The sequence below is a fragment of the Lactonifactor longoviformis genome (assembly GCF_042848515.1).
Lineage (GTDB): Bacteria > Bacillota > Clostridia > Lachnospirales > Lachnospiraceae > Lactonifactor > Lactonifactor longoviformis.
The window spans coordinates 440,924-454,782 of sequence record NZ_AP031453.1 but is presented as its reverse complement, the minus strand read 5'-3'; the positions used below and the strand labels follow the sequence as shown (position 1 = coordinate 454,782).

Genomic DNA, 13,859 nt, shown 5'->3' with positions numbered 1-13,859 from the left:
AGATGTATGGAACATTGAAAAAAATCTTTGCTTTTGCAGGCAGCAAAAAAGGGCTTTTGAAAAAATCCCTGTTGTTTGCGTTTCTGTCCGGGCTGTTTTCAGCCATGCAGTTTGCCGCCCTCTTTGTAGTGATCGGTGCGCTGGTATCTGACAACCGGGACGGAAGCATTGTCTGGATTTCGTTGGGAATTATGGCGGTATCCCTCATCGGGCGTATCATCACGACCTACTTTTCCACGATGGAGCAAACGGAAACTGGCTATTGCATGGTAGCGGAAAAGCGTATCCACATTGGAGATCGGCTGCGCTATATCCCGATGGGCTACTTCAACAAGAATAGTATCGGGAACATTACCGCCATTGTCACAACAACTTTGGGCGATGTAGAGAACTCAGCAGCCCGTGTCCTGGTGTCAGTGCTGGGCGGTTTTTTCAACTCGGTTGCCCTCGTCATCGTCCTGTTGGTATTTGACTGGCGGATCGGTCTTGTGGCCGCTGCCGGTGTCCTGATTTACCTTGCGGCGGCGGAACTGGCGCTTCGCAAATCTGCCGCGCTCAGCGGGGTACGCCAGCACACACAGGAGTCCCTTGTGGAGTCTGTGTTGGAGTACATTCAGGGGATGGGGATTGTCAAAGCATTTGGACTGGAACGGGACAGCACGCAGTCTATCGGCAGTGCAATTAAGGCGAGCTGCCGGGACAACCTGAAACTGACAAAGGCCAGTGTTCCCTATGACGCCATCAAACAGGCCGTTGTCCGGGTGTTTAGCGTCCTGTTGCTTTTGGCCTCGGTCTGGTTCTGGCTGGACGGCTCCCTGTCGCTGGCCTACGGCTTGATTTTGGTGATTGCTTCTTTCATGGTGTTCAACGATTTGGAGAACGCCGGGAATATGGCCTCTTTGCTGCAAATGCTGGCGGCCTCGATGGATACGGCAAACTCCATTGATGACACGCCGGTGATGGACGAGAAAGGCGCTGACATTACGCCGAAGTCCAGCGAGATCGTGTTTGACAAGGTGGATTTTTCCTACGCAGACCGCAAGATATTAGATCAGGTCAGCTTTACCATTCCCGAAAAAACGACTACGGCCATTGTCGGCCCTTCCGGGGCAGGAAAGACAACGATGTGCAATCTGATTGCCCGTTTTTGGGATGTGAATGCCGGGAAGATTACCATAGGCGGTACGGATGTACGGGATTTTAAGCTGGACAGCCTGATGAAGAATATCTCGATGGTGTTCCAGAGCGTATACCTCTTTGCAGATACGATTGAGAACAATATCAAGTTTGGCTGCCCGGATGCTACCCATGAACAAGTGGTTGAAGCGGCGAAAAAGGCTTGCTGCCATAACTTTATTTCTGCCCTGCCGGATGGCTATGACACCGTGATTGGCGAGGGAGGCGGTAGTTTGTCCGGCGGCGAGAAACAGCGGATTTCCATCGCCCGCGCTATGCTGAAGGACGCACCTATCATCATTTTGGACGAGGCAACAAGCAGCATTGACCCGGAGAATGAGGATGAATTGCAGCGGGCTATCGAGGCATTGACCCATGACAAGACCATCATCATGATTGCCCACCGTCTGAAAACCGTCCGCAACGCCGATCAGATCCTTGTACTGGACAACGCTCATATCGTCCAGCGCGGCACTCATGCGGAGCTGATCCAGCAAAAGGGCCTGTATGCCGATTTTGTATCGGCCAGACAGGAGGCCATCGGCTGGAAGCTGGCTCAGTAAAGGAGGTTCAGATGAAACTTCATGCGTCCGGGGAGGACTACCTGGAAACCATCCTTGTTCTCCAAAAGAAACGCGGTATGGTGCGCTCCGTAGATGTGGCCCGGCACATGGAGGTATCAAAGCCCAGCGTGTGCCATGCAGTGGCTACCTTGCGGGACGGCGGCTTTCTTATGATGGACGAAGATCACTTTCTCCATCTGACCGATGTGGGCCGCGAGGTAGCCGAAAAAATCTACGAGCGTCACTGCTTCTTTACCGAGCAGCTTATCACCGCAGGCGTTGACCCCAAAACTGCGGAGGCCGATGCCTGTCGTATTGAACACATCATCAGCGATGAGAGTTTTGACCGGCTGAAAGAGGTAGCCGAACAAGAGCAAAACTAAAACCGAATAATCCAAGCGATCCTGCCCCGCAAGACGGGGAAAGAAAAAAACCGTTGCAGGGCAGGCAGCTTTGTGCGCCCAAAATGGATTTTCCGGGTACTGCGGCGGTTTTGAGTAACATCAAGGCCGCCGTTCCTTATGCCCTCGACAAAGGAGTGACGACTACACGCTGACACGGCGGCTTTAGGAGGGAACCGCCATGAAGCACATTGACCGCCGACAAATTCAGACGATATTTCACTACCGTCAAAAAAAGCCCAGTCAACGAACAGGCCCCGTCTGGTAGCCGGTGCGAAAATTGTCATTCTGTAAGTGAATATTGGAGTTTTTGCGCTCGAATAGCTTTTTGCTGTCCGGGCGCTTTTTTGTCCCTATGGAGCCGGAACATCGGGTCAGCATGGCCCGAACTTTATCCCCGGAGCCGCGCCCCGCCGCCTCATTCAGATTTACCAAAAAAATCTGAATGGAGGAAAGGCAGATGGAAGTTACCATCAATTATAACGGACAAGCTGTGGCCGTGGAGGTTACGCTGGAAGTCTATGAATTTCTTGACCGGGCCGATCACAAAACGGAGAACCTGTTCCATGAACAGCGGCGGCATTGGGATGGCCGGGAGTTTGACGAGTACATCATTACCACCGAGGGTGTAGGGGTCTACGGCGAAATGCCGGAGGAATACCTTTGCCGCATGGAAACGCTGCATGAGCTGATGGCTGTTCTGGACACCTGTACCGAGGCCCAGCGCCGCCGGTTCCTGCTCTATGCGCTTGACGGGCTGAGCCTTGCAGAGATCGGTGTGCTGTGCGGCTGCTCCAAAGTGGCTGTGTATCAAAGTGTGGAGGCGGTCAGAAAAAAATTTATAAATTTCTTTGAGAACAGGCTTAACGAATGACCTGTTTTCTGGCTACCAAGTGAAAGGGATCATTTCCCTTATCTCAGCGAGGGGCGGACAGCGGATGAGTTGCCCGCCTCTCCGATTTTCAGGAGGTAAGCCTATGAAAACAATCAATCTGCGGTGGATGTATCCCCACTACCGGCATGACGAGTTTGTGGATGTTACGGACGAGGTATGGGCAGCGATGTATCAGGCCAAGCGGGAGATGGAGAACTATGAGCGTCGGAAAGTCTACCACAGCGCCTACTACTCTCTGGACGCATACAGCTGGCTGGAAAATTACGCACTGGAACACAGCAGATCGCCGGAAGATATTTTGCTGGAACGAGAAGAAATGACCACCCGCCTATACCTGATTGCAGCTCTGCCGGTGGCTCTGGCTCATGCCACTCCGACACAGGCCCGCCGTGTTCACGCCTACTACATTGCTGGTATCAAGCAGCCGGAAATCTCTCGGATAGAGGGCGTCCACAGCAGCAAGGTTAGCGTTGCCATCCGCCGGGGTCTGCGGAATATGCGCCGCTGCTATGATGGCCTTTTCCAAACAGAGTGAGGGCGTGCCTATGCAGACTATCAATCTCAAACAATATTATCCATTTTGCAAAGAGGACATTTTTGTGGAGGTGTCCGATGAGATCGTCGAAGCGTTTCTTCTGGACAAGAGAGCCGAGGCCGCCAGAGATCGCAAGATGTTCCGGTATAAGGCGTTTTATTCCCTTGATTGTAACGATGGAATCGAAAATGCTGCCATCGGCTGGGCGCAGCCATCGCCGGAGGACTACCTGATAGAAAAAGAAGAATTAGCCGAATACGAAGAACTGATACGGCGATTGTACGAAGCCATTTCTTCCCTGCCGCCTATGCAGGCTCGCCGTGTCCATGCCCGCTATATGCTGGGTATGAAAGTGAAAGATATTGCCGCAATGGAGGGTATCACGCCAGCACAGGCGGGAAAATCCATCCACGCCGCACTGCGGAGGCTGCGCCGGTACTTTGCTCGACAGAAATGGACGGTCAATCTATGAGTATTTTCAAAGAAAAGAGGTGCCTGACATGAACGAAAAAATTACAGCCCACCCCCAAAAAGAAGAACGGGAGAAAGTCCTGAAGGAGATTCGGCAGCTTGAAAACCGAAAGAAGATTTTGGAGAACAAGCAGCGGAACGAAGAACGCAGGGTTCGCACCCGCCGCCTGATTGAGCGCGGAGCCATTTTGGAGGGGATTTTCCCGCTGGCTCCCGACCTTTCCGGCGCAGAGGTTAAAGCATTTTTGATTGCCCTGTCCCATCTTCCGGGGGCTGCGGAATTGACTGCAAACCTGTCACAATCCGGGGACACGCCATAAGTCCCTTGTTTACAAGGGCGCACTTATACACCGTTGCCGGTGCTGTGCGCCCTGCCGGGGGCTGTTGCGTACTTCGTCCGCGATGGGGCGCTACACTCCCCAAACCCCTTGTGCGCCCCGCGCAGCCAAACACCCGCTTCGCGTTTGTTCGGCTCCACGGAGCCTGAAATATCCCCGCCGAAAGGAGGTGCCACCCATAGATTTTTGCCATATTCCCGTCAGTATCATCAAGCGCAGCGAGGGCCGTTCCGCTGTTGCCGCAGCCGCCTACCGAAGCGGAACCAAACTGACGAATGAATGGGACGGCCTGACCCATGATTACACCCGGAAGGGCGGCGTTGTCCATGCGGAAATCATGCTGCCCGCCCACGCCCCGCCAGAGTTTGCAGACCGCTCCACCCTCTGGAACAGCGTGGAGCAAATCGAGAAAGCCAGGGACAGCCAGCTTGCCCGCGAGATTGAAGCAGCTCTGCCCCGTGAACTGTCCGGTGAACAGCAGCTTGCCCTTGTGCGTGCCTATGTGAAGGACAACTTTGTAGACAAAGGAATGTGCGCCGACTTTGCTATCCATGACAAGGGAACAGGCAATCCTCATGTCCATATCATGCTGACGCTCCGGCCTTTGAAAGAAAATGGACAGTGGGGCGCAAAGTGCCGCAAGGCATACGATCTGGACGAGAATGGACAGCGTATCCCGGATGGGAAAGGCGGTTGGAAAAATCACAGAGTGGATACAACCGACTGGAACGATAAAGGAAATGTGGAGATTTGGCGGGCGGTGTGGGCGGCCTGCACCAACCGGGCGCTGGAATCTGCCGGTAGACCGGAGCGCATTGACCACCGCAGCTACAAGCGGCAGGGCATTGATAAAATCCCCTCTGTCCATCTGGGGCCAGCTGCCAGCCAAATGGAAAAGCGCGGTATCCGCACCGACAAGGGGGAAGTAAACCGGCAGATCGCCGCCGACAACAAACTGCTGAAAGAAATTAAAGCCCGCATTACCCGTCTTTATCGCTGGTCGAAAGCCGAAACGGAAAAACCACAAACGCAGCAAAGCAGCTTGACCGCCTTGTGGGAGGCCCAGCAGCAGTTGAACGCTCCCCACACCCGCACCGGCAAAATCCGGGCTTTGCAGGAAAGCGCTGCACTATTCAGCTTTTTGCAGGCAAACGGCATCCAGTCTATGCAGCAGCTTCATGAAAAAATCGCTGATATGAACAGCCGTTACTATGACCTGCGGGGAAAGATCGTCAAGGCCGAGCGCCGGATCGCCATTCTTACCGAACGCGGGGAGATGTGGGAACAGTACAACCAGTACAAGTCCATCCACAAGCAGCTTGCCAAAGTAAAGCCGGAAAAACGGGAACAGTTTGAACAGCGCCACAGCCGGGAACTGATTCTGTATGACGCAGCGGCCCGGTATCTGAAAGAACTGAAAGACAGCGGCGAGGCAATCACCCCAAAGGCATGGCAGCTGGAAATTGACCAGCTGGCCGCTGGAAAGCAGACGGACACGCTTGCCATGAAAGCCATGCGGGAGGATTTGAAAGCAGTGGAACGGCTCCGCAAAACCGCCGAGCAGCTGTCCAGACAGGAACGGGACAAGTCTCACGACCGTGGGCCGGAGCGGTAAAGGCTACCGCGTTTTGGCGTACCCCTGTCAAGTGCGTCGCGTTTCACGACATACCTTTGCATACAGAAAAACCGCCGTACAGGTTTCCCCATACGGCGGCAGACTGTTTATTTGCCGAACAAGTCGCTGTGTGTGCCGGTGCGGGCCAGCGTCAGCACCAGAATATCATCCTCTATGCGATAGACAAGCAGCCAGTCCGGGAGAATATGACATTCCCGATGGCCTGCCCAATCGCCGGACAGGTCATGGTCGCGGTTCTTATCCGGCAGCGGTTCGCCCATTGCCAGCAATGCTACGACCTGCTCCAGCAGTTCGATCTTCAAGCCACGCTTGATGGCTCGTTTGTAGTCTTTTTTGAAACTGGTCGTGTACTTGACGGTATATTTGGTTTCTTTCATCTTTTCAGGTCAGCAAATAACTCGTCAAGGTCATTGTAGCCCTTTACAGACGGGTCTTTTGCAATCCTTTCCGCTTCCAGCATGGCAGCAACCGTTTCTTTGTTCGGCTGTTCCAGCCTTACTTCAAAGGGAATGCCGCCTTCACGAAGCGACTGGCGCACAAAGATGTTAAACGCCGTAGTCAGGTTCATGCCAAGTTCAGTAAACAGTGCGTCCGCCTGCGCTTTCAAATCTGCATCCATGCGGATACTGATGTTTGTGGTATTTCCAGCCATACGATCAACCCCTTTCTGCTGGCAATTATAGTATATGCTATTTGCACGAAGAAAACAATACTTTGCACGAATATTTAACAATAAATTCATTTAAGGAGGTTACCAACTTTATGAAAGAAATCATTTATGAAGAACAATAAGTCTGAACCTATCCCCGTCATGGATTACCGCCAGTACCGCAGAGTGCGGAGGCTGGTGCATGAGTGCTGTAACTACATCGACGGAAACTGTATCGCCCTGGACGATGGGGAGGAATGTGTCTGTGTCCAGTCTATTTCCTACTCCCTGTTGTGCAGGTGGTTTCGGGCGGCGGTATTGCCGCAGGATAAGGAACTGGAAACGGCGCTGTTCCACCGGCTGAATGCAAAGAAATGCACCGTATGTGGGGCGCTGTTTACCCCCGGTTCCAACCGGGCCAAATACTGCCCGGAATGTGCCGCACGCATGAAGCGGATCAACGCCGCAAAGCGCAAGCGGAAACAACGGGAGAAATGTCACGCTTTAGGGGCTGAAAAACCCTTGTAAATCAAGGCTTTTTTCGGGGGTGTCAAAGGCAGTCTGATAGATTTATCCTCTGCCCCCTAAAATAGCCTTAAAATGCGTACAGAATCCCAAGAGAAACCCCAAGGAGGAACCCTATGTCAGACAACCGAAAATATTATTACCTGAAACTCAAAGAAAACTATTTTGACGATGATTCCATCGTGCTGCTGGAAAGTATGCAGGACGGTGTGCTGTATTCCAACATTCTGCTCAAGCTGTATCTGAAATCGCTGAAACATGGCGGGCGGCTCCAGCTTGACGAGGACATCCCCTACACGGCGCAGATGATCGCCACCATCACCCGCCAGCAGATCGGCACTGTGGAGAGGGCCTTGCAAATCTTCCTGAAGCTGGGCCTTGTGGAAGTGCTGGACAGCGGTACCTTCTACATGAGCAACATCGAACTTTTAATCGGCCAGTCCTCTACCGAGGCTGAGCGAAAGCGGGCGGCGAGGCTCCAAAATAAGGCTCTTTCCGCGCCCCGGACAAACGGCGGACATTTGTCCGACATTCGTCCACCAGAGATAGAGATAGAGTTAGAGAAAGAGATAGAGATAAAGAGAGAGATAGAGAAGGGACGCTCCGCCCGCGCCTATGGCCGTTACCAGAATGTTTTCCTGACGGACGAGGAAATGGCAGACTTGCAGACCAGCTTTCCCACTGTATGGGGCCAGTACATCGAAAAACTGTCCGAGTACATGGCTTCTACCGGCAAGCGTTATCAGAGCCATGCCGCCACCATCCGGCGCTGGGCCGGTAAGGACGCGAAAAAGGCGGCCCCGCCCACCCGCAACCGGGATTACAGCGTAAAGGAGGATGAAACCGTATGATGGAGATTACCGCAGAAATCCGGGCGCTGATCGACAAGGCAGCCGCCGGTGTGGAACTGGCCGGGGACGAATACATAGACCCGGCAGACGGTCTCATCCACTGTAAGAAATGCGGCGGCCAGAGGCAGACTGTTGTGCCATGCTTCGGGAAATCCGGCTACTTTATGCCGCGCTGCATCTGCCAGTGCCAGCGGGAGGCTGAGGAGCAGCGCAAGGCTGCTGAAGAACGGCAGCGCCGCATGGAGCGTATCAAACGCCGAAAGGCACAGGGTTTGCAAGACCGTTATCTGTACGACTACACCTTTGCCAACGACAACGGCCAAAATCCTCTGATGGACAAGGCCCGCGCCTATGTGGAGAACTGGAAGGAGGCATACAGGAACAACACCGGCCTGCTTCTGTTTGGGGATGTGGGAACCGGCAAGTCTTTTTTCGCCGGTTGTATTGCCAACGCCCTGCTTGACCGGGATGTGCCTGTGCTGATGACGAACTTCCCCACCATTCTGAACCGCCTGACCGGGATGTTTTCCGAGGACAAGGCCGACTTTATCGCCAGCTTTGACGAGTACGACCTGCTTATCATTGACGATCTGGGTGTAGAGCGCAGTACCGAATATGCTATGGAGCAGATGTTTTTCGTCATCGACAGCCGCTACCGCAGCCGTAGGCCCATGATAATCACCACCAATCTGAAGCTGGCCGAACTCAAGAACCCGCCCGACCTGGCCCACGCCCGTATCTATGACCGTATCCTGGAACGGTGCGCCCCGATCCTCTTTGCCGGGAAGAACTTCCGGGAAGAAAATGCCGGTGCTACCCGACAGGCAGCAAAAGACATTGTAAACAGTAAGCACGACTGATTTTTTACCGGGCGGCACAGACCCGTTCGGAGAAAGGAGCGCCATGAACAAAGAACCCCGTACTATGCAGGCGGCAGACGCCGCTACTGTGTCCAGAGCGCCGGAAAACACGCCAGCGATGGTAAAGAAAATCGGCAAGACAACCTACAAGGTTCATGTCCATTTCAGCAATACCAGCACAGAAACCATGAGCGATAAAATCAAGCGTATGCTCAAAAATGAAATTCAGCAAATGTGACAGACTGATAAACGAAGCCGCCTTGTGCTAAACTGATGATGGTACGCACCAAAATTTTTGTCAAGGAGGACACGAAAATGCTTTACACAGAAAAAGAGAAGCATGAAATTGAACGAGTAAAGGAGGTCTTTGCGGAACATCTGCGGCAAAGCCCTGATTTTGAACTGCTCTGGTCGGACAAGGTAGGCTATGTCTGGCTGGCGATTGGCGTCAATCCAGTCTATGTGGATACCGGTATCAGAATCGAATCAGCCGCCGATCTCTGCAGCAGGTGTTTGGATGATGTTGCTACGGATGTTTTATATATGACAGGCAACGATCATGCACTGGAAGCAGCCGATCCGCTGGAATTGGCCGAAATCAAGCGGCGCTGGGAGCCATATATCAACCAGCTGCCAGACTATGCGTATCTCTGCAAAGACCTGCTGAACGGAAAAATGTAATCTATCAAACGAGGTGTCAGGAGCCATACAATGCTTCTGGCACCTTTTTTGTAGATTTTTTGTGAATTTGATTAAAAAGCCCTTGACAATTTGTCTCCGGCAAGACCGCAAAAAGCATACTTATCTCATGCGGCGCGAGGTTAGCCCCATTCGACATTAAGGAGCTGCGGGAGCTTATGGAAACCGACGAAATGGAGCTTGACACCATAGGTGACAGAAAGACCGCCCTTTTCGTGATTATCAGCGACACCGACGACACCTTTAACTTTGTCGTGAGTATTCTCTACACACAGCTATTCAACCTCTTGTGCGACAAAGCAGATGATGAATACGGCGGGCGGCTTCCCGTCCATGTACGGTGCTTACTTGATGAATTTGCGAATATCGGGCAAATCCCCAAATTTGAGAAACTAATCGCAACCATACGGAGCCGGGAAATCTCCGCGTCAATCATCTTGCAGAGCCAGTCACAGCTAAAGGCAATCTACAAGGACAACGCCGATACCATAGTCGGCAACTGCGACACCACGCTTTTCTTGGGCGGCAAGGAAAAAACCACGCTCAAAGAAATATCGGAGATTTTAGGCAAGGAAACGATAGACAGCTTCAACACTTCCGAAACAAGGGGGCGGGAGCTTTCGCATGGGCTGAACTATCAGAAATTGGGAAAGCAGCTTATGACGGAAGATGAAATCGCAGTCATGGACGGAGGGAAATGTATCTTGCAGCTACGCGGGGTGCGCCCGTTCTTTTCGGACAAATTCGACATAACGAAACACCCGAAATACAAGTACCTATCCGACGCAGACCCGAAGAACGCCTTTGACATGGAAAAGCACCTTAAACGCCGCCCCGCCATTGTCAAGCCCGACGAGGTTTTTGACTATTACGAGATTGACGCAGCAGACTTACAGGAGGACGCAGACCATGAGGAAACGTAGCGCAGAGGAAAAACAAAAGCAGCTTGAACGGTTTTTAATGAATGTTGCGGAAGCCGCCGACGCTGCATTATGGGAGTATTGGCGGGAAAAGGAAGCGGAACACCGCCGTTTTGCAACGGAGTATGTCACGCGCCGGGGGCTTATCCCTCAACAGTGACAGCATGGCAGACCGCCGGGGAGGGGGGGACAGGGGAAGCTACACTTCCCCTACGCTGCCTTGCGGCAGCTACCCCTTTGTGAACTTGCGGGAAGCGAACACCTTGCTATGCAAGCTATTCACTTCCCGCAAGTCTGAATAATACCCGTCCGGCAGCACAGCGGGACACCGAAAGGAGGAATCGAAGCAATCACATATATCAATATCGGCTACATGATACGCGCCCCTACTTTCCGGCGCAGCACACAGCGGCAGGAGCCGCACCCCCCTACAACTGAATACCGCCGCGCCGCAGAACTTACGCAGCGCGGGGACAGCCGCCTTTACCAGAGGGCGGTTTTTTTATGCGGCGGCATACGCTGACCGCCTTTTGTCCGCTTGCCGGACAGCCGCAGACGCGGCAGAAAGGATTTATTTATGGCATTTTTCAATAGCGCAGTAGACGTTTTGCAGACCCTTGTTGTAGCACTTGGAGCCGGGCTTGGTATCTGGGGCGTTATCAATCTCATGGAGGGCTACGGCAACGACAATCCGGGCGCGAAGAGCCAGGGCATGAAGCAGTTCATGGCTAATTAAAGGGAACAAAAAGAAAGGAAAAGCACAATCCAGACGGTATCAGCGGCAGTCTACAAGAATAAATTGTGATTACACAAGATTGGTGCTATAATAAGAGAAAAGTTCCTGCCGGGGCAGCCGCCCCGGTGGTATGGATAGGAAGGCAGGAAAGCAATATGCACATCAGCTATAAACCACTCTGGCATACACTGTTAGAGCGTGATATGAGAAAAGAAGATTTAAGGCTTGCCGCCGGTATGACAACGAATATGATTGCCAACATGAGCAAAGAGGGAAAGCACATCAGCATGGACACATTAGCCCGTATCTGCGAAACGCTGAATTGTGAGATTACCGATGTGATTGAGTTAGTACCAGACGAGCCTGCTTCCACAGGAGGTAAGGAACATGAGCGAATTGAAACCAAGAATAACGGAAAACGGAATTGATTATATCCTTGTCGGAGATTACTACATCCCAGACTTGAAGCTGCCGGAAGAACGCCGCCCCATCGGAAAGTATGGACGGATGCACCGGGAATATTTAAGAGAAGTCCACCCAGCCAGATTGAACACATTGATACTGACCGGAGAATTGTGGACATATCTTGCAGACCTGAACGAACAGGCACAGGAACGGTTAGACACCATCATGGAGCAGATGAAAACTGCCGAGGGCGTAACCGAGGAATTGAAGCGTACCCAACAAATGGAATGGGTGCAGCGTTGCAATAACATTCATAATCGGGCAGAAGAAATTGTTTTGCATGAGATGATTTATTCATAACGGAATGGTAGGAGTGAGAATAGTATATGGATAGTTGGTTTACCGTTGAACAAATAGATTGCAATACATTTGCCATCAGCGAATATAAGCACTGGGAAGAAACACATAGTTATCTTCTATGTGGAGAGAAAATGGCTGTTTTGATTGATACAGGTTTAGGTATTTCCAATATCCGAAAAATTGTAGATACATTAACGCAACTGCCCATTATGGTAATTACTACTCATATTCATTGGGATCACATCGGTGGACACAAATATTTTAAGTTTATCGCAGTCCATGAAGCAGAAAGAGAATGGCTATCAGCTAAATTTCCTATTCCTTTGCAGGTAGTAAAACATAGTCTTATGTGCAAGCCATGCAATTTTCCTTTAGATTTCAATATAGACCAATATCAGATTTTTCAAGGTGTCCCACAAATGCTTTTACATGACGGAGATAGCATTGATTTAGGGAAACGCAAATTGATAGTCATTCACACACCCGGTCATTCTCCCGGACATTGTTGTTTCTATGAAGCGGATAGAAAATATCTGTATTCTGGCGATTTGATATATAGAGGTTGTCTTGATGCTTTTTATCCATCAACAAACCCGCAAGAATTTTGGAAATCTGTTAGAAAAATTCAATCTTTAGAGATAAGACGAATTTTGCCCGGACATCATCATTTATCTATTCCAGTTACTATAATTGATAAGATAGAGACAGCTTTTCATAATTTGTCAAATGAAGGGAAATTAAAACAAGGGAATGGCATATTCAGCTATGAAGGGTTTCAAATTCATATCTGAAATACAAATACCAGCCTGCGTTTTGAAAAAATCAACTGAATAACCACAGCAAAAACCGCTGCTACATGGAAGCTAACAAACCATGCAACGGCGGTTTTTCTTTACCGTTTTTTCCTCTGGCTGATAGGCGTTCCCATTTTCTTTGATTTTTTGAGAATCCGAATGAGCCAGCGGAATTCTTCATCTGACAGATTTTTATAGTTGATACCAAGTTGCTTGCAGTAAAGGACAACCAGCTTTTCATCCCGGCTGCCCTTGAAATTTTCGACCGCTTCCAGATTTTCTTTCAGTTCATCGGCAACGGTGGTCTGGGGTGCACTCTCACTGTCCTTTTTGTGGGCTTCCCGAATATCCCGGATAATGAGGTTGAGGTCATCCAGAACCATGTGACTAAAATACTCATCATCGCTGATATGGGCGGCTTGCAGCACTTTCAAATGCGGGTCATCTTCGCCGGGGCGATACCGTTCAATGATTTCATGCCGGACGGTATCGACAAGTGCATTGAGATTTTGAATCTGCATGGTGGCAATCCCGTCCACATAAATCTCAATGTCTGCAAGAAACTTGATAAAATCTTTATGTGTGGCAAGCTCACAGAGCAGACGGTTGTTAATCCGACTGCTTTTCAGAAGTGCTACCATCTCATCATTCAAATGCAGCTCCGTCAATGACGTGTTGATCTGCTCCCTGTTCTCTGTCCGGCACAGTAGATAATCAACGGAAACCCCATAGAAGTCTGCCAGCGTGATAAGGTTGCCATGATTGATTTCCTTAAAATCCTCTTTTTCATAACTTCCGAGAGCAGATTTGGAAATACCCGTCAGCTTTGATAGTTCTTCCAGATTTAAGCCTTTGTCCTTGCGGAGTTCCCAAAGGCGTTCCTGTATGCTTGTTGCTCCTTTCATGGGCGCACACTCCTTTCCGGCGGTTTCATTGCTGCCGCTTAACTGGATTATATCACACTTTCCGCAATCGTGGAAATTTCTGATTTTTACTCCTAATTCCTACTTTGTGGACATACGGCACAGGGCACAAAAATGTTCTA

The 13,859-nt window shown here is 51.0% G+C and carries 20 protein-coding genes and 1 pseudogene; 18 read left to right on the top strand and 3 right to left on the bottom strand.

Going from position 1 to position 13,859, the window contains the following annotated elements; all coding sequences use genetic code 11:
- Positions 1-2: 2 nt before the first annotated feature.
- The 7 genes from ACGHCT_RS02080 to mobQ all read left to right on the top strand — a co-directional run bounded on the left by ACGHCT_RS02080 (position 3) and on the right by mobQ (position 5,994).
- Complete coding sequence (locus ACGHCT_RS02080; RefSeq protein WP_390437904.1) at positions 3-1,739, top strand: ABC transporter ATP-binding protein; 1,737 nt, start codon at positions 3-5, stop codon at positions 1,737-1,739.
- 11 nt (positions 1,740-1,750) lie between these two features.
- Positions 1,751-2,122: a metal-dependent transcriptional regulator gene (locus ACGHCT_RS02075; protein ID WP_117698128.1), complete on the top strand. Its 372-nt coding sequence runs from the start codon at positions 1,751-1,753 to the stop codon at positions 2,120-2,122.
- Between the two features lie 478 nt (positions 2,123-2,600).
- Entirely contained in the window at positions 2,601-3,014 is a 414-nt protein-coding gene (locus ACGHCT_RS02070) for an RNA polymerase sigma factor (protein ID WP_390437901.1), read from the top strand.
- A 103-nt stretch (positions 3,015-3,117) separates the two neighbouring features.
- Positions 3,118-3,570 (top strand): RNA polymerase subunit sigma-24, encoded by a 453-nt coding sequence (locus tag ACGHCT_RS02065; protein WP_390437899.1) that lies wholly within the window; start codon positions 3,118-3,120, stop codon positions 3,568-3,570.
- 10 nt (positions 3,571-3,580) lie between these two features.
- The gene (locus ACGHCT_RS02060; RefSeq protein WP_007860238.1) at positions 3,581-4,042 is read left to right on the top strand and encodes an RNA polymerase sigma factor; all 462 of its coding nucleotides are present in this window, start codon (positions 3,581-3,583) and stop codon (positions 4,040-4,042) included.
- Positions 4,043-4,070: 28 nt separating this feature from the next.
- A complete protein-coding gene (locus ACGHCT_RS02055) occupies positions 4,071-4,361 on the top strand; it encodes a DUF3847 domain-containing protein (RefSeq protein WP_120152838.1) in 291 nt (96 codons plus the stop codon).
- A 187-nt stretch (positions 4,362-4,548) separates the two neighbouring features.
- On the top strand, positions 4,549-5,994 hold the full coding sequence (gene mobQ / locus ACGHCT_RS02050) for a MobQ family relaxase (protein WP_390437896.1): 1,446 nt from the start codon (positions 4,549-4,551) through the stop codon (positions 5,992-5,994).
- Positions 5,995-6,101: 107 nt separating this feature from the next.
- Here mobQ and ACGHCT_RS02045 read toward each other — a convergent pair whose 3' ends face one another.
- Positions 6,102-6,392 carry a type II toxin-antitoxin system YafQ family toxin gene (locus tag ACGHCT_RS02045; RefSeq protein WP_186997563.1) on the bottom strand — a complete coding sequence of 97 codons (291 nt, stop codon included), beginning with the start codon at positions 6,390-6,392 and terminating at the stop codon, positions 6,102-6,104.
- Positions 6,389-6,667, bottom strand: a complete 279-nt coding sequence (locus ACGHCT_RS02040; protein ID WP_005924829.1) for a type II toxin-antitoxin system RelB/DinJ family antitoxin — start codon at positions 6,665-6,667, stop codon at positions 6,389-6,391. Before ACGHCT_RS02040 ends, ACGHCT_RS02045 begins: the two co-directional genes overlap by 4 nt.
- Positions 6,668-6,793: 126 nt before the next feature.
- Between ACGHCT_RS02040 and ACGHCT_RS02035 the strand changes: the two genes are divergently transcribed.
- The 11 genes and pseudogenes from ACGHCT_RS02035 to ACGHCT_RS01985 all read left to right on the top strand — a co-directional run bounded on the left by ACGHCT_RS02035 (position 6,794) and on the right by ACGHCT_RS01985 (position 12,811).
- Positions 6,794-7,192 (top strand): cysteine-rich VLP domain-containing protein, encoded by a 399-nt coding sequence (locus tag ACGHCT_RS02035; RefSeq protein ID WP_390437892.1) that lies wholly within the window; start codon positions 6,794-6,796, stop codon positions 7,190-7,192.
- Positions 7,193-7,305: 113 nt separating this feature from the next.
- On the top strand, positions 7,306-8,040 hold the full coding sequence (locus tag ACGHCT_RS02030; RefSeq protein ID WP_390437889.1) for a phage replisome organizer N-terminal domain-containing protein: 735 nt from the start codon (positions 7,306-7,308) through the stop codon (positions 8,038-8,040).
- Positions 8,037-8,900 (top strand): ATP-binding protein, encoded by an 864-nt coding sequence (locus ACGHCT_RS02025; RefSeq protein ID WP_186997553.1) that lies wholly within the window; start codon positions 8,037-8,039, stop codon positions 8,898-8,900. Before ACGHCT_RS02030 ends, ACGHCT_RS02025 begins: the two co-directional genes overlap by 4 nt.
- Positions 8,901-8,943: 43 nt before the next feature.
- Positions 8,944-9,138, top strand: coding sequence for a transposon-encoded TnpW family protein (locus ACGHCT_RS02020; protein ID WP_024724753.1), 195 nt, complete (start codon positions 8,944-8,946; stop codon positions 9,136-9,138).
- Between the two features lie 77 nt (positions 9,139-9,215).
- A complete protein-coding gene (locus ACGHCT_RS02015; RefSeq protein WP_118700993.1) occupies positions 9,216-9,581 on the top strand; it encodes a hypothetical protein in 366 nt (121 codons plus the stop codon).
- Positions 9,582-9,667: 86 nt separating this feature from the next.
- Positions 9,668-10,522, top strand: a pseudogene (locus ACGHCT_RS02010) (VirD4-like conjugal transfer protein, CD1115 family); the annotation flags it as partial.
- Positions 10,509-10,679 (top strand): hypothetical protein, encoded by a 171-nt coding sequence (locus ACGHCT_RS02005; protein ID WP_002569167.1) that lies wholly within the window; start codon positions 10,509-10,511, stop codon positions 10,677-10,679. The pseudogene ACGHCT_RS02010 and the gene ACGHCT_RS02005, both read left to right, overlap by 14 nt.
- 417 nt (positions 10,680-11,096) lie before the next feature.
- Complete coding sequence (locus ACGHCT_RS02000) at positions 11,097-11,255, top strand: Maff2 family mobile element protein (protein ID WP_009243792.1); 159 nt, start codon at positions 11,097-11,099, stop codon at positions 11,253-11,255.
- 65 nt (positions 11,256-11,320) lie between these two features.
- Positions 11,321-11,683, top strand: coding sequence for a helix-turn-helix domain-containing protein (locus tag ACGHCT_RS01995; RefSeq protein ID WP_390437886.1), 363 nt, complete (start codon positions 11,321-11,323; stop codon positions 11,681-11,683).
- Complete coding sequence (locus ACGHCT_RS01990; RefSeq protein WP_390437884.1) at positions 11,643-12,020, top strand: TnpV protein; 378 nt, start codon at positions 11,643-11,645, stop codon at positions 12,018-12,020. Before ACGHCT_RS01995 ends, ACGHCT_RS01990 begins: the two co-directional genes overlap by 41 nt.
- Positions 12,021-12,046: 26 nt before the next feature.
- Positions 12,047-12,811, top strand: coding sequence for an MBL fold metallo-hydrolase (locus ACGHCT_RS01985; protein WP_118633825.1), 765 nt, complete (start codon positions 12,047-12,049; stop codon positions 12,809-12,811).
- Between the two features lie 101 nt (positions 12,812-12,912).
- Here ACGHCT_RS01985 and ACGHCT_RS01980 read toward each other — a convergent pair whose 3' ends face one another.
- Positions 12,913-13,719, bottom strand: coding sequence for a helix-turn-helix domain-containing protein (locus ACGHCT_RS01980; protein ID WP_117534455.1), 807 nt, complete (start codon positions 13,717-13,719; stop codon positions 12,913-12,915).
- Positions 13,720-13,859 lie beyond the last annotated feature (140 nt).

Bases quoted from the DNA above. Each gene is read 5' to 3' on its own strand.
- ACGHCT_RS02070 (WP_390437901.1), top strand. From the start codon at position 2,601: ATGGAAGTTACCATCAATTATAACGGACAAGCTGTGGCCGTGGAGGTT.
- ACGHCT_RS01990 (WP_390437884.1), top strand. From the start codon at position 11,643: ATGAGCGAATTGAAACCAAGAATAACGGAAAACGGAATTGATTATATC.
- ACGHCT_RS02045 (WP_186997563.1), bottom strand. From the start codon at position 6,392: ATGAAAGAAACCAAATATACCGTCAAGTACACGACCAGTTTCAAAAAA.
- ACGHCT_RS02055 (WP_120152838.1), top strand. From the start codon at position 4,071: ATGAACGAAAAAATTACAGCCCACCCCCAAAAAGAAGAACGGGAGAAA.
- ACGHCT_RS02005 (WP_002569167.1), top strand. From the start codon at position 10,509: ATGAGGAAACGTAGCGCAGAGGAAAAACAAAAGCAGCTTGAACGGTTT.
- ACGHCT_RS02000 (WP_009243792.1), top strand. From the start codon at position 11,097: ATGGCATTTTTCAATAGCGCAGTAGACGTTTTGCAGACCCTTGTTGTA.
- ACGHCT_RS02025 (WP_186997553.1), top strand. From the start codon at position 8,037: ATGATGGAGATTACCGCAGAAATCCGGGCGCTGATCGACAAGGCAGCC.
- ACGHCT_RS01985 (WP_118633825.1), top strand. From the start codon at position 12,047: ATGGATAGTTGGTTTACCGTTGAACAAATAGATTGCAATACATTTGCC.
- ACGHCT_RS02040 (WP_005924829.1), bottom strand. From the start codon at position 6,667: ATGGCTGGAAATACCACAAACATCAGTATCCGCATGGATGCAGATTTG.
- ACGHCT_RS02030 (WP_390437889.1), top strand. From the start codon at position 7,306: ATGTCAGACAACCGAAAATATTATTACCTGAAACTCAAAGAAAACTAT.
- ACGHCT_RS02020 (WP_024724753.1), top strand. From the start codon at position 8,944: ATGAACAAAGAACCCCGTACTATGCAGGCGGCAGACGCCGCTACTGTG.
- ACGHCT_RS01980 (WP_117534455.1), bottom strand. From the start codon at position 13,719: ATGAAAGGAGCAACAAGCATACAGGAACGCCTTTGGGAACTCCGCAAG.
- ACGHCT_RS02035 (WP_390437892.1), top strand. From the start codon at position 6,794: ATGAAGAACAATAAGTCTGAACCTATCCCCGTCATGGATTACCGCCAG.
- ACGHCT_RS02060 (WP_007860238.1), top strand. From the start codon at position 3,581: ATGCAGACTATCAATCTCAAACAATATTATCCATTTTGCAAAGAGGAC.
- ACGHCT_RS02075 (WP_117698128.1), top strand. From the start codon at position 1,751: ATGAAACTTCATGCGTCCGGGGAGGACTACCTGGAAACCATCCTTGTT.
- ACGHCT_RS02065 (WP_390437899.1), top strand. From the start codon at position 3,118: ATGAAAACAATCAATCTGCGGTGGATGTATCCCCACTACCGGCATGAC.
- ACGHCT_RS02015 (WP_118700993.1), top strand. From the start codon at position 9,216: ATGCTTTACACAGAAAAAGAGAAGCATGAAATTGAACGAGTAAAGGAG.
- ACGHCT_RS02080 (WP_390437904.1), top strand. From the start codon at position 3: ATGTATGGAACATTGAAAAAAATCTTTGCTTTTGCAGGCAGCAAAAAA.